The organism is Aeromonas sp. 604282 (assembly GCF_049170575.1).
In the GTDB taxonomy this organism is placed as follows: domain Bacteria; phylum Pseudomonadota; class Gammaproteobacteria; order Enterobacterales; family Aeromonadaceae; genus Aeromonas; species Aeromonas veronii_A.
The window spans coordinates 154,709-169,483 of sequence record NZ_JAAKMV010000003.1; the positions used below are offsets into that span (position 1 = coordinate 154,709).

The 14,775-nt window shown below is 53.5% G+C and carries 5 protein-coding genes; 4 read left to right on the top strand and 1 reads right to left on the bottom strand.

The window, feature by feature from the left end; translation table 11 throughout:
- Positions 1 to 64 precede the first annotated feature (64 nt).
- Entirely contained in the window at positions 65 to 4,276 is a 4,212-nt protein-coding gene (fdhF, locus tag G5367_RS06085; RefSeq protein WP_421293972.1) for a formate dehydrogenase subunit alpha, read from the bottom strand.
- A 549-nt stretch (positions 4,277 to 4,825) separates the two neighbouring features.
- Here fdhF and dptF point away from each other — a divergent pair.
- Genes dptF through G5367_RS06105 form a run of 4 tightly spaced genes read left to right on the top strand, consistent with a single transcriptional unit; the run spans position 4,826 to position 14,772 of the window.
- Complete coding sequence (gene dptF, locus G5367_RS06090) at positions 4,826 to 6,445, top strand: DNA phosphorothioation-dependent restriction protein DptF (protein WP_421244114.1); 1,620 nt, start codon at positions 4,826 to 4,828, stop codon at positions 6,443 to 6,445.
- Between the two features lie 2 nt (positions 6,446 to 6,447).
- Positions 6,448 to 7,776, top strand: a complete 1,329-nt coding sequence (dptG, locus tag G5367_RS06095) for a DNA phosphorothioation-dependent restriction protein DptG (protein ID WP_421293974.1) — start codon at positions 6,448 to 6,450, stop codon at positions 7,774 to 7,776.
- Positions 7,757 to 12,859: a DNA phosphorothioation-dependent restriction protein DptH gene (dptH, locus tag G5367_RS06100; RefSeq protein WP_421244112.1), complete on the top strand. Its 5,103-nt coding sequence runs from the start codon at positions 7,757 to 7,759 to the stop codon at positions 12,857 to 12,859. Before dptG ends, dptH begins: the two co-directional genes overlap by 20 nt.
- Positions 12,856 to 14,772 (top strand): DUF262 domain-containing protein, encoded by a 1,917-nt coding sequence (locus tag G5367_RS06105; RefSeq protein WP_421244172.1) that lies wholly within the window; start codon positions 12,856 to 12,858, stop codon positions 14,770 to 14,772. Before dptH ends, G5367_RS06105 begins: the two co-directional genes overlap by 4 nt.
- Positions 14,773 to 14,775: the final 3 nt, after the last annotated feature.

Sequence of the window (14,775 nt, forward strand, 5' to 3'; positions counted from 1 at the left end):
CTCGCAAAGTCAAGGGGGAAGGGTCAGCTCCCGGCAGGCGGCTACTCAGGTTTTGCTATTCCCCTCAGGCAACCTCGATGTCTGGCTTGGCTGGCTCCTTCTGCATGGATAGCTCTCCAGCTTGCGACGGGGATTCCAGCTTGTCGATGCGCACCGCCGCCACCTTGAACTCGGGGATCTTGGCGTGAGGGTCGGTGGCATTGATGGTGAGCCGGTTGGCCGGTGCTTCGGCAAAGTGGAACGGGATAAAGACCACTCCTGGCTGCATCCGTTTGGTGACGAAGGCGGGCAGCTCGATATGGCCGCGGCGGCTGGTGACCTTCACCCGCTCACTGTTGCTGATCCCCAACCGCTGGGCGTCCGCCACGCTCATCATCACCCGCGGGCCAGCCAGCTTGTCGAGCCCCCTGGTCTTGCGGGTCATGGTGCCGGTGTGGAACTGCTCCAGCAGGCGGCCGGTAGTGAGCACGATGGGATAGGTCTCGTCTGGCAGTTCGGCGGCATAGCGGAACGGGGTCGCGACCATCTCCCCCTTGCCACGGGTGAACTGCTTGCCGTGGAGCAGGCGAGTGCCTTCGGGCGCCGCGTCGTTGCAGGGCCACTGCAGCCCTTGCGCTCCCACCTTGTCCCACTGGATGCCGGCGTATTGCGGGGTGACCCGGCAGATCTCGGCGGTGATCTCCTGTGGGTGTTGATAGCGCCAGTCGCCACCCATGGCGTTGGCGATCTGCTGGATGATCCACCAATCCTCCCGCGCTTCACCCGGCGCCTTGAGGGCGGGGGAGATGCGCTGTACCCGCCGCTCGGTATTGGTGAAGTGGCCGCTCTTCTCGGCAAAAGAGCTGGAGGGGAGCACCACATCGGCGAGTTGGGCGGTTTCGGAGAGGAAGATATCCTGTACCACCAGAAACTCCAGCTGCTTGAGCCCCTCAATGACGTGATGCTGGTCCGGATCGCTCAGCACCGGGTTTTCACCCATCACATAGAGCCCCTTGATGCTGCCTGCACAGGCGGCATCGATGGTTTCGGTGAGGGTGAGACCAGGCGTGCGCGGTAAGTCTGGCTGCTTCCAGGTGGTGGCGAAGCGGGCATGCACCTCTGGGTCGGTCACCTTCTGATAGCCGGGCAGGCAGTTGGGCAGCGCCCCCATGTCACAAGCCCCCTGCACGTTGGACTGGCCCCGCAGCGGGTTGATGCCGCCCCCTTCGATGCCGATGTTGCCGCACAGCAGTTGCAGGTTGGCGATGGCCCGCACGTTGTCGTGGCCGGTAGTGTGCTGGGTGATCCCCATCGAGTAGTAGATGGCGGTGCGTTCGGCGGTGCCGATGAGGCGGGCGAGCTCGATCACCTGCTCGGCCGGCACGCCGGTGACGAGGGCTACCTTGTCCGGTGCATAGGCCGGGGAGAGCACCTCCGCTTGCAGCGCCTCGAACCCTTCTACTCGTGCGGCGATATAGGCCTTGTCGTGCCAGTTGTTCTGAATGATCTGCTGCATCAGGCCGTTGAGCAGCATCACGTCGGTGCCGGGGCGGTGGGCCAGGTAGAGGCTGGCGTGGTCCGCCATCTCGATCCGTTTCGGATCGGCCACTACCAGCCGCGCCTTGCCCGTGGTGACGGCCTGCTTGATATGGGAGCCGATGATGGGGTGGGCCGCCGATGTGTCGGAGCCGATGATGAAGATAAGATCCGAGTGATCAATGCTCGGGATGTCGTTGGTCATGGCGCCGCTGCCGAGTGACGCCTCCAGCCCGGTGACGGTGGAGGCGTGGCAGAGCCGCGCGCAGTGATCCACGTTGTTGGTTCCCAGCTCCCGGCGCATGAACTTCTGGAACAGGTAGTTCTCTTCGTTGGTGGTTTTGGCCGACGAAAAACCTGCCAGCGCATCGCTGCCATAACGTTGGCGCAGGGCGGTGAAGCGTTCTGCAACCAGCTCAATGGCATCTTGCCAGCTGGCGGGCACCAGCTCGCCATCCTTGCGAATGAGCGGGGTAGTGAGGCGCTCCTCGCTCTGGATAAAATCAAAGCCGAAACGTCCCTTGACGCAGAGCAGCCCCTGGTTGACCGGTGAGTTGCGGTTCCCCTCCACATAGCGGATGCGGTTGCGCGCCTCATCGACATAGAGGGTGACGCCGCAGCCGACCCCGCAGTAGGTGCAGATGGTATTGACCGGCGTGAGTAGTTCGGTGCGCCCCTGTGACTTGTCGCGGGCATCCACCAGGGCGCCGGTGGGGCAGACCTGTACGCAGGCGCCGCACTGCACGCAGTGGGAGTCGCCCATCGAGAGTCCCGTGTCGAACTGCGGCCGGTTCGAGAGGGTTCCATCGCTGTTCTTGGCAAAGCGCAGCACCCCTTGTACCGCCTGCTCACCACATGTCTGCACGCACTGGCCGCAGCCGATGCAGCGGTTGGCATCGAACACGATAAATTCGCTGCTGCTATCTACTGCAAACCTCTGGCATTGACTGGTATCGAGAGCGCTCTGTTCGACCCTGTATTCGGTGGCGTAGTCGCGCAGTGTGCAATCGGTGTTGGCCTGACAGCCGCACTCGAGGCAGCGGCTGGCTTCGCTGCGGGCATCGGCATCACTCAAACCACGCTCCACCTCGGCAAAGCTGCCCTCGCGATCCTTCTCTGCCAGATGGGGCATGATGGTGCGGGCGACTTTTTTCAGGTGAGCAAACTGAGCGGGATCGACCTGCTTGAGTGTGGGGGCCTTGCAGGCGTTGAAAGGACGAACCGGATCGATCATGTCACCGTGGAGGAACTGATCGATGGTTAGCGCGGCCTTGCGCCCATCTGCGACTGCCTCTATGGCGGTGGCGGGCCCGCGGCGCAGATCGCCGATGGCGAACAGGTTGCCGTGGCCGCTGTGCATGGTTTCGGGATGGGACTCCAGCGTCTGCCAGCGGGTGAAGGGGAGGGTGAGGGGCTCCCCTTCCATAAAGCTGAGATCCGGCTGCTGTGACACTGCCGCAATCACGGTATCGAACTCTTCAATGAGGTACTCGCCAGTGGGCTCCGGGCGGCGACGGCCGGAGGCATCCGGCTCGCCGAGGGCCATCTTCTCGAGGCGCACCTGACAGACGCGACCACGGCTGTCCGGCAGGTTCTCCACCGGATTGGTCAGCATCATGAAGCGCACCCCTTCATGCTCCGCCTCGTCGATTTCGTAGACTTCGGCGGGCATCTCGGCACGGGTGCGGCGATAGATAAGGGTGGTTTCGGCGCCGAGGCGTACCGCCGTGCGGGCGCAATCGATAGCGGTATTGCCGCCGCCGATCACCGCGACTTTCTTGCCGGTGGTGAGCCGCTTGGCCAGCATCCGATTCTTGAGGTAATCGACCCCGAGATAACAACCGGCCAGGGTGCTGCCCGGGTAATCCATCGGCACCGCCTTGGAAGCGCCGACTGCCAGACAGACCGCATCATAGTCGCGGCACAGCTCCGAGAGGGTGATTTGGTGGCCCAGTCGCTGCTGGGTGTGGATCCGCATGCCACTTTGGCACATCAGGTCGATCTCCTGATCGAGGATCGCCTTGGGCAGCCGGTATTCAGGGATGCCGTAGCGCAGCCAGCCACCCGCTTCGGGCATCGCCTCGAACAGATCGACCTCGAACCCCTCGTAACCCAGATAATAGCCGCAGGTGAGACCGCCCGGGCCGCTGCCGATAATGGCCACCCGCTTGCCCTTGGCGGGCTTCTTTGCCGGTTGATAGGGAGCAACCTCGGCCAGATCGAGATCGGCGGCATGGCGCTTGAGTTGACGAATGGCTAGCGGCTCATCCACCAGCGCGCGGCGGCACTCGGCCTCGCAGAATGCGGGGCAGACCCGGCCAATGGAGAGGGGCATCGGCAGGGTCTGCTTGATGACGGCCATTGCCGCTTCGTGATCCCCCATGGCGATGTGATGCAGATAGGATTGAATGTCTACCCCGGCCGGACAGGCGCGCTGGCAGGGGGCTTCGCAATCGGCGTAGTGGTCCGAGAGGATGCGGCCGAGCGCCTGCTGGCGGTGTGCGCGCAGGGCATCACTTTTGGTCGTGATCATCATTCCTGCCTCGGGGGGCGTCTCGCAGGCGCGCCGGATGCCGAGACCGGCAATCTCGACCACGCAGAGATCGCACGGCGTTTTGGGAGCGCTGGTGTTGTCACTGCACAGGGAGGGGATATCGATCTGGTGCTGTTTTGCTATCTGGAGCAGGGTCTGGGTCGGGTCAACCGTCAACTGAACTCCATCGAGGGTGATGGTGAGCATGGCGTCATAACTCGGTTTCAAGGCGCAGAAAATGCTGCATCTGGCGGAGCCAGCAGGGAAGCGATAGAGAAGACCGCTTGGTATGACCTCACCATACCAAAGATGATATGCAACTTTATTTGATTTAACTCAGGTTCTCTGTCTAAAAAGAAAACGATTTCACCTGTGATGGCGATCTGGGGAGCGATAACCCGGTGCGGGTTGCAAATATCTAGTTAAAACATCGTTTTGATTGCTATTTTATGGTCATTAAAGCAGTCATAAGCTGCATCTAATATGGTGATTACTCGTGATAACACGATGAGGAACACCCTAAAATATGCAACTTTTGTTTTGGTGTTGGTAGGGGGCAACTTAAATGGGGAGCAATCGAGCCGGAGGCGCTGGCGACATCTTTACTTTAAAAGGGGGGGGGCGCGTTTAGGGCTAATGGTGTGAGAAAGCTAGATTACTAATTAGGGGATGATATGACAGAGTGCACGGAGTCATACAAAGACATGTCTTTCTAATAGTCTCTCAATGATTCAATCGGTTACTATCTTGCTGATATGGAAATGGCAGGGTTATACCGTGAGCTCAATCCCCCTTCGCAAGGCCCTCGGGGTCTTGGCTAAATCTTCTTCCTTCTCGGTCAAGACGACAACACAACGTCAGAGAGATCTGTTTGATGACCTCAAGGATTATCTCTACGTTACACCCGAAATCGAGCATGACTTTGAAAAGTGCCTCCGTTCATTGCAGCCTGGTGAGTGCGTGTTTTTATGCGGCAGTAGTGGTGATGGCAAATCTGAAATTTTGTCGCGTAGTTATGACCAATATAAAAACAGATACACTTTCCATCTGGATGCAACCCATAGTTTTTCGCCTCATCAATCAGCAATCGATGCGCTAAACGAACTCTTTGATCGTGCAGGAGATGGGGCCCAACCCCTGGTGGTTGGTATCAACATCGGCATGCTGGCCAACTTTGCCAAAGAAGGGGCTGAGCGGCACAGTGCACTGCGTGGCGTGATCGAGCGTTTTTTGGATAGTGGCGAGAGAACGCAAGGGGCATATCACTTTCTGGATTTCGAGTCCTATCCAAAATTTCGTTTTAATGATGACGCTGGCAGCTATTCAAGCTTTATGCGTCAACTGCTCAAGCGGTTAACCCAGCCAACCGATGACAATCTGTTTCATGCTATTGCCCTTGCAGATGAGCAACGCCAACGCGACATGCGCCTCATCGCCAATTTCAGGCTGTTGGCCAATGAGCACGTGCAAGAGATTATCATTACCACTCTGTTCAAAACCCGTTTGATCAAGGATCAATTCATTACGACTCGCGCCTTGCTGGATCTGTTGCATCAGCTTCTGGCCGGGGAGCATTACCTCTTTGACAACCTGTTTCTGGCTAAAGACAGCGAGCTAAGCCTGCGTCTTGCTGACTTTGACCCTGCCTTGATTCATACCCAAGCGGTAGACCAGTTTGTGCTGCGTTATGAGCTGAATCTACCGGATGAGGCGCTGGATGCCTTTATGGTCGAGCTGGCAAAACTGGGGCTCATATTCAACGAGCCTCGTGATAAAGCGGGTCAAGCCGCATCCCTTCTGCGCCTTTTTTATCTGCTTAAGGACTGTGAGCTTGGCAATAACTACCATCACCAATTCAAAGTCGATTTTGAAGAGCAGGTACTTGAACACTATGCCACTGTCTGGCTGCAGCATAGTCAGTACCTTGGGGAGGGGGGAAGCCAGCTGGCCTTGCGCAATTTCTATGTGAAAGCGCTGATCCCGGCCATTTTTGTCTATGCCAACCGCAATGCCCCTGAGTTGTCAAAGCGAGAACTTTCTCTTGGTCAATTTGGCCAGTGTCATGTCGCGGCACCTGTCGAACTGAAAGCTGATTACAGCGCAATTCAGCGCCAGCATGTCGAGAAACACGATCATTTCAGTGCCTATCTGAAGGTTGATGATCAGCCCTTGGCACCAATGGCAATCAACCTCAATCTGTTTGAGCTGATCTGCAAGCTCAACAATGGCTATCGACCAAACAAGTACGACAAGAATGCCATTGTGTTGCTTGATGAGATGGTTGAGCAAATCCGCGCTGTCGCTAAAAAGAGCTCTGTTCTTCACTATTACGAAGGTGATCAGCATTACCGTCTTGGTTTGGATGACGGCATGATCACTGTAGAAGGAACCAGATAGTCATGTCTCTGTATCCAATTCCTGTCGGATTAGCTCCGGTTGATAAAAACAAGCTCACCAACTACTGGCCCATTCGCAACAAAGGCAATGAGTTTGACTGGGATACCGTGACCGGTGTCGTGCTCGGGCTTTCCTTGCGCAAGCAGGTGACTGCCTATGAATTTGAGCAGTTTAAGGAGGAGTGCAAAGCTCGGTTTGTAGGCAAGCTCGATGATCCTGATTTTTGGCAGGTGCTTGAGCGAGCCTATTTTTCAAATGACGCACTCTTTCATATTTCACCGCTGTTCCTGTTGTTCAAGGCCAAAGGGAAGAAGAGTGGACAAGCCGATCTCAGCGCACCAGATACGCGGTTGTGCAAATTGTTTGCAGGCCTGTTGGGGGATTTCTTTCTTGAAGATGCGCTCGATGACAAGCTCAACTTTGTCGAGCAAGAACTGTTGTCCGTTCTGCAAGGCAATCTTCAAGGCGGCAGCCTGGTAAAAAATGAGGATGAGCAACCTTACCTGCCTTTTTTGAATGCCGTATTTCGTGAAGATATTCGCTTTTTGGCGGCACATCCCCAGTACCTGCTGCAAGCCTTGCCTGGCACACTCAAGCTCTATGCCTTTGCTTACTGTGCTCAGCTGGCACTGAATGTGACCGACTGGCAACATGAGCCCCAAAGCAAGCCTCTCTACTTTATTCTTGATTCGGAAAAGGCCAGCTCTGAACGTACTTCGGTAAAGCGTTCTGGCTACAAGCTGCTGGCAGCTGCCAGCGAGCGGGTTTTCCCGCTGCTTTCCGCCCTTGATGTGCTCCAGTTGCCAGGGGATGCCAAGAAAAGACCGCTCTGGCAGGTTTATCACGATGCAACGCAATATGCTGACCAGACTCAGTTGCTGGAAGATTTGAACAACTATCTACAGGCCTTTAGAGATAAGCGCGGGTTACGGCCTGAGCGTCCTCTCACCAACAGCGTGGCAGAAGCCTTTGAGCAGCTCAAAGAGTTGGCTCTGGAGCAATTCCGTGATGCCAATACCTCCCGTGGTGGCGTGAACAAGAAATATGTCAAAGAGCTGGAGGAGAAGCTGCTCAGTGATTTTATTCAGGCACGGGGGGCCGCTGGCCGCACCCTGGTGCTGAATCAGGATCAGCTGTTGCTGTTGACCAATCTCACCATCGGCAAGGCCGACAAGCTGCGCCTGCACGATCTGCGCAAAGGCTTCGAGCAGCGCGGTTTTTATCTTGATAACCAGTCATTGCAGCAACTGGTCAGCTTCTATGAGCGCATGGGCAATGTAGAACGAATGAGTGACAGTGGAGACGCCGTATATGTCCGCAAGACCCTTTGAGCATTTTCTGGCCGAACGTTTCATCGAGTGGGTCAGTGCCGACATTGAACCCGGCTCTCGTTACCAGTTCAAATCCCCCAGTGCAGAAAACGGTCTGGTGCTCTATCAGTCACTGGTGACCTTTGCTGCCACAAATACTCTTGCTACGGCCGATGGCATTGACCTGCCATACATAGAGTGCAATGGCGTGCGGGTTTTACCTGTGTTGCATGGTGAGGCTCCGGGATTTACCGAAAACTACATTTCCCGTTTGCGTGATCTGGTCGCAGGGCGCAGTGCAGAATTTGAAAAAGCAGCCCTGCTCATTATCCACAACAGCATGCTGGATACCCTGATCAACAGTGCGCTTGATTTGGGGGCGCCCGGTGCAGTCTGGCATCCGGATAGTCTCTCGCAGCAGCTTGGCGCACTGATAGATGTTGGCAGCAGTAACAAGGAGCTGTCAGCCTGCCTGCTTGAAGAGCAACTGGCCCTCATCACCGAAGAGGGGGCTACCGTATTTGGTTTTGCTCCTCTGTTCAGTGCACTGGATCAAGATGGTGTTCTGGAGTTTGATGAGCTTCAGCTATTCAATGACCCGGCCATTTTGAGCTGGAGTGGCAAGAAGGCTCAGATCAGCAAGCGGCTCCAAGCAAACCGCAAGCTGCGACGCGAGATTGAAGATGCAGTTGAGCATTATGATCTCGATCAGCTCGAGAGTGTCCTGAAAGAGTTCAGCGCCAAGTTTATCCGCCAGCATTTCCAGGATGAGAGCTGGCGTGATTTGGAATTCGAGGCCTACCTCAAAGAGATTGAAGCCAACAAAGCGCAAAAGTTGCTATTGGAAGAGGTGGCCGTTGACAGTGGTTCACTGCAACAAAGAGCCAAAAGCCAGAGCAAGGCGGGGCAGCGCGACCTGAGCCTGCTGATCCAGCTCCCGCCGGGAGAGAAAACCCTCAACCTCTCTTTTACCTTCATCGGTAATGATCTGGACGAGAGCCAGTTCAAACTGATGCACAATGGGCCGCTCAAAAATGCGGTCACTTATTCTGTCAGCCGTGTCGGTGGTAAACGCTGCTGGGCGACGGTGACCTTGCCCGTCACGGGAGAACCCACCTTTTTTAGCCTTGAGCTCAAACGCGATAACCGCTCCGAAGAGTACAAGTTCCGCTGTCTGGTGGTAGAGCAGGGAGATTTCTATTTCGATGAGTTGTTGCACTGCTTCCGAGTGGATGCGGGCAAGAAGTGGCTGACCCTGCTGCTGGAAGAGAACAAGTTCAAGGTCAACCCAGAGCAAAACGCCATCATGCATCTGGCTGATGATGAGGGCGAAGTGGACTGCAGCGCCTGTGGCTGGGTGAACTTTGATGCGCTGGCCGAGCAGAGTGAACAGATCCAGTTTGAGCTGGTCAATGGCGAGCGTCGCTTGCCCATCAATATTGAAGGCCCGGCCGCCGAGGAGAGCATTTGCGTTCCGCTGCTATTTGACAGAGATCGTTTTGCCAAGTTGCTCAGAGATGACCGTAATGCCGAGTATCTGCGGGCCAAAGGCAAGATCATTTTCGATAACAGCGAAAGTGGCGTGGCCGGTATCCGCCAGCAGCTGCTGAATCTCGAAGCTAGGATGGTTGATGAGCGGGCCTTGTATATCGGTCTGACTGCCGACCCAATGCCACTTGCAGCGATTAGTGCAAGGTTCCCTGATTTGCATAGCGCTTATGCCGCCCTGTTTGACTATCTGCAACACCAGAAAACCTTGCCGAGCCTGGTGGCCTGGGGCGACAGCTATTGCGCCCTGGTACAGCGGGTGCTGGATGCCTACGAAGCGGCGCTAAGCGAGATACCAACCAATGCGGTGTTGGCGCTCGAGCACAAACAGTTGATGCGCATTGGACTGTGCCGCCAGGATGAGTGGCAACGCCTAAGCCCGCTGCACCCCTTGGTACTTGCCTATCACCTGCAATTGGTGGCCGAGATAAAAGCCGATCGCGATGAAGATGGCGTCAGCTCTTTTGCCGAATTACCAGAGGTGACCCGCGAGCGCCTGGTTGCATCTGGCTTGCTGCCTTTCGTTTATGACAATGACTCTGGCTACGCCCATCTGCTGCCGGTGCGGGAGAACAGCTTCTGGCTCGATGTGGTGCCACAAAAGCAGGAGAGCTACAGCTACATCAAGCGTCTGGTGCGCGACAAATTGGCCGAGTTTACCCAGGCCTATTCCCGGCTGTTCAGTGCCGGGGCCAAGAGCACCCTGATCGTCAATGCCATCAATCAGGCGAGTGCGGCAGAGCTCTTCCTCGGTTTGATCGAGCACTTCAAGCTGCACAAAGAGCAGGCGATCGCCATTCATGTGAACTTCTACGATGAGCGGTTGCAATTCAATGACTTCGACCGCTTTGCCGAAACGGCCGCTTATGACGAGCTGAAAGCTTGGCTTGGCTTGAACACCACTGCGCTGCGTGCTGAGGCCGATATGCTGATCGACCTGATCCGCAGCCGTCTTACCTACAGTAAGTTCACTCTGCCCAACGAGCGCGAGCAGTTTGCCTATGCCCATCTGGCGTTCTTCCGCAACCAGGAGCCGGTAGAGTGCCATCCCATCAATACCGATGAGGCACTGAGTGGTGTGTTGTGTGATGGCTTGATCGCCGGGGAAGCAGCTGAAACGAAAGGGGCGGCCTATTTCACCGCGTTTGGTCTGCGTGGCGTGCCCTATCAAGGGGTGCAGTCGCTGCGGGTGGCCCGCCTGCTGGGCAACCTGTGGCAACCGGCCAGCCAGAGCAATGCCCAGTATCTGGCAACCAGCCTGGGGCTGGCGGTCAGTGCCGATTTCAAGGCACTGCTGACCCGCTCTTATGACAGCGCACTGTGGACCACCATCATCGATCCCAAGGTGACCCTCGATTTCTTCACCAGTCAGCAGGATGTGGTGCTGATCCACTACTCGGATCAATACACCAGTGCGGCCGGTTATGACGCCATCACGGTAACCAAGCAGGTAGACCTCTTTAAACGCTTGCTGCAAAAAGAGGGTCACGGACAAGGTGAGACGCTGCTCTCCGAATTCAATGCCTTCAACGGCGAGTGGCTGCTCAAGATGCTCACGGCCAACGACAAGGAGCGCAAAGAGAAGAACGGCATCATCGGTGCTTACAAGTTTGTCTCGGCCTTGTTGCGGCAATCCGATATCTGCTGGGTCCCCCTCTCCGTGGCCGAGATGATCCGCGTCTCCGGCAATGTTGGCCTCAAGATGAGTGACAGCGAGTTCTCCCGTCAGGTGCATGGGTATCGCAAAGGGGCCATTTCCGATGACGTGCTCTTTGTCGGCTTCAAGGGCAAGCAACTCTATTTGTTGCCTTTGGAGGTCAAGACCGGTGTCAGACCCGACTTTGCCTATGCCGGGCAACAGGCGTTGGAGCTTAAACGTTACTTGATGGAAGAGGTGCTTGGTCCCAATACCCTGGCTGCGCGGCTCTACCGTGGTCTCTTTATTCGCCAGGTGCTGATGCAGGTCGACAAGCTTTGCCTCTATCAGGTGATGCAGCCGGCGCAGCTTGCACCGCTGTTGACCGAGCGGGAGTGGTGGCTCAAAGGGGAATATACCCTGGCCTGCGTGCCCGACTATCCCGAAGGCTTTGTGGTCGCCCATATCGAAAACGACAGCTTCTTTGTACCTCACTACCAGATGACCGAGCGGGGCGTATTGCAGGTTGAACTGCCCTACGCCTTGCTGGGGAGCCTTATTCAGGCCTGTAGCGCCCCTGCGCTTGATGAGCTGGTGACCCTGTGCCATGTAGACCAACAATATCTGCTGGGGCCCAGAGAAGAGATGGCGGAGCCTGAGTCTGGCTCTCAACCGCAGCCAAAAGAAGGGGGCAATCAGGCGGTGGATATGGCGCCAGTGGCACCAGCCACTGATACCCAAAACACCTATCCGGTTACCCCAGTAGCGGTGGAAACGGGACTGACCGGCGAGCCGACAGAGCCCATGCGTATCCTGTTTGGCCACGAGGCGCTGCGGCAAACGCCGCTCTATTGGGAGCCCACCAATACCGCCCGCTTTATGAATACCAATACCGGCATCATAGGCACCATGGGCACCGGCAAAACCCAGTTTACCAAGTCTCTGATCACCCAGCTGATGCGCCAGCAAGACAACAATGTCGAGGGGGCACGTATCGGTCTGCTGATCTTCGATTACAAATCTGACTATGTGGATGATGCCTTTAGTGAGGCCAACCAGAGTAAGCGGCTGCGGTTGTATCGCTTGCCGTACAATCCGCTCTCGCTCTATGGCGATATGCCGATGCTGCCGGTGCATACCGCGACCGGGTTTGCCGAGACCCTGGCCAAAGCCTTCGGCCTCGGGCCCAAGCAGCAGCTACGGCTGCGCAAGTTGATCCTCGATGCGTATGATCTGGCGGGGATCAGTAGAGCTGATGCCAGCACCTGGTCAAGGCCTGCGCCCACCTTGGCTCAGGTATGGGATCTCTATCTTGAACAGGAGAAGGTAGAAGAAGACTCTCTCTATGCGGCGCTCGACTCGCTGGTCACTTACGAGATCTTTGAAACCATGCCGGATAAGGTAAGCTCTCTGTATGAGCTGCTCGATGGTGTGACTGTGATCGAGCTGGCGGGCTACTCACCCCAGATCCAGAACCTGGTGGTAGCTCTGACGCTGGATCTCTTCTATTCGCAGATGCAAAAGCGCGGCAAACCGCAAGTCAACGGCGATTATCGCCAGATCACCAAGATGATCCTGGTCGATGAGGCCGACAACTTCATGTCGCAGGACTTCCCCAGCCTGCGCAAGATCCTGAAAGAGGGACGCGAGTACGGGGTTGGGGTGATCCTCTCAACCCAGGACTTAAGTCACTTTAAAACCGGGGAAAACAACTACGGCTCTTATATTTTGACCTGGGTGGTGCATCGCGTCGCCGAGATCAAGAATGCTGATATCAAGGCCATCTTTAATAAAGATGATAAGACCGAGCAAGAACAATTAATGGAAACCATCCGCAAGCTGGATAAGCATTTTAGTCTCTATATCGATGGAGATAAAAAGGTGTCTATGATGCGGGATAAGGCATTTTGGGAATTGTGAGAGGTTTTATTTTGATTGATTTAGATAAGGTTTTTGGCTCAAGAGTATTTGTCATTCCTAGCAATCAGCGTGGTTATAGTTGGACAAAAAAGGAAATAGATGATTTATTTGGTGATCTGTCATTAATGGGGACTAAATGTCACTATTTAGGGACGGTTATTTGTACGAAAACTGATAACTTCATGGATGAAAAAACGCAAAGGCCAACATTTCGATACACATTGGAAGATGGTCAGCAGCGATTAACGACATTTCTTATTCTTATTGATGCAATAAGGCGGCGTTTTGAGGATATTGATCAAGGTGAAACTATAGATTCTCAGAAGCTAAAGGAACTGATGACGTACAAGTGTGGTGCTATAGGCCTAAGGATAGAAAATAAGAATAAATCCTTGCATGAATGCCTTACACACTTTCTATTAGGCACTCCCAGTGCTCTTCCTGCTGACTTCTCACCGTCTATGAGGTATATGGAAAATGCAGTGAATTATATTAGAGCAAAAATCAATGAGAGAGATACTCGAGAGTCTTTGATCGATATAAGGAATAAGGTTTGCCATCAAATTCAAATAATTGATGTTGATCTTTCAGATGCGCTTGTAGACCGATATTTAACATTTGATGCTATAAATTCTCGTGGTTTGCCTCTAACAGAATTTGATAAGATAAAAAATTTCTGTATTTTGGTGAGCGAAAGAAGAGGGTTAAATATCAAGGCTGATGAACTATGGTATCAGTCAGTTATTAACTTGGAAAAATATGATGTTGCCTCTAGAGGTAATGAAAATTCATTCATAGCTGATCTTTATTCAGTCTTTCATGGTGTAAGTACTAGTAATAGTGATGTACATGACACTTTTGTAAAAGAGTATAGAACCTTATTGGAAGGGGAAAATAAATTAAAGGAAAATCAGCTTATAAGTTTTGTCGGGTATTGGGTTGAATATGCTAATGCATGGGGGTTTATCTCATCTAGACATAAAACAAAATACTACGGTAGCCTTATAACAAAAGATGCTGGAAGATGGCTGGATTCCATCGACAATTTAGGGTTGCCGGGTGTAACAAAGAAAGTCCTAAGTGTTTCATTGATGTTATCTTTGAATCTTGGAGATAACTTTTCAGCAGTTGCTAGGGCATGTGAAATTTATACATTTAGAATGCATGCCATATGTCGTTATCGAGTTGATAAGAATTCAAAAGCAATACTTGAGCTAGCAAATAGTGTTTTAAGGAATCAAAAAGGTTCTGATTATACGATTAAAGGATTGTCTGATTTATTAAACTCTAATGCTCGCTTAGATACGTGTATTAGTCAGTTGTTGAGTGGGGATTTAAATTATAAGACTTGGCGAAATTATCTTTATTATATGCTATATGAGTATGAACTCAGTGAGTCGTCTGCTGGTGTAAAACCACTGAATTGGGCTTCATCAGATGATGAAAAAGATAACTCTATTGAGCATATTTTGCCGCAAGAACATAGAGATGCAGGATGGTGGGAAAAACACTGGCCGGACGCAAGTTTAGCAGATAAATTTTCGCACAGGATAGGTAATCTAGTGTTGACACAAGGCAATTCTATTTTAGGTAGAAAGCCTATAGATAAGAAAATAAAAGATCCTGATGCTGATTACTATTATAATCACAGGAAGGCTACAAATAGTGAAAAATTAATACAAAAATATACGGATGGCTCTATTTGGAAAGAAGTTAATATTTTATCACGTGAACTGGATATTATAAAGTTTGCAGCAAACAGATGGGCAATGCCTAGTGTCGTTGATGATGTAAAAATAAGTCTGCCTGAAATTTTCCCTCACTATGTTCCAGGGTGTAGCATGATGAAATTTAAATCTTATGACTACGTTGACCCTGAATCTAACGAATTTGAAACTATAGTCATCGATTAACTG

Bases quoted from the DNA above. Each gene is read 5' to 3' on its own strand.
- dptG (WP_421293974.1), top strand. From the start codon at position 6,448: ATGTCTCTGTATCCAATTCCTGTCGGATTAGCTCCGGTTGATAAAAAC.
- dptH (WP_421244112.1), top strand. From the start codon at position 7,757: ATGTCCGCAAGACCCTTTGAGCATTTTCTGGCCGAACGTTTCATCGAG.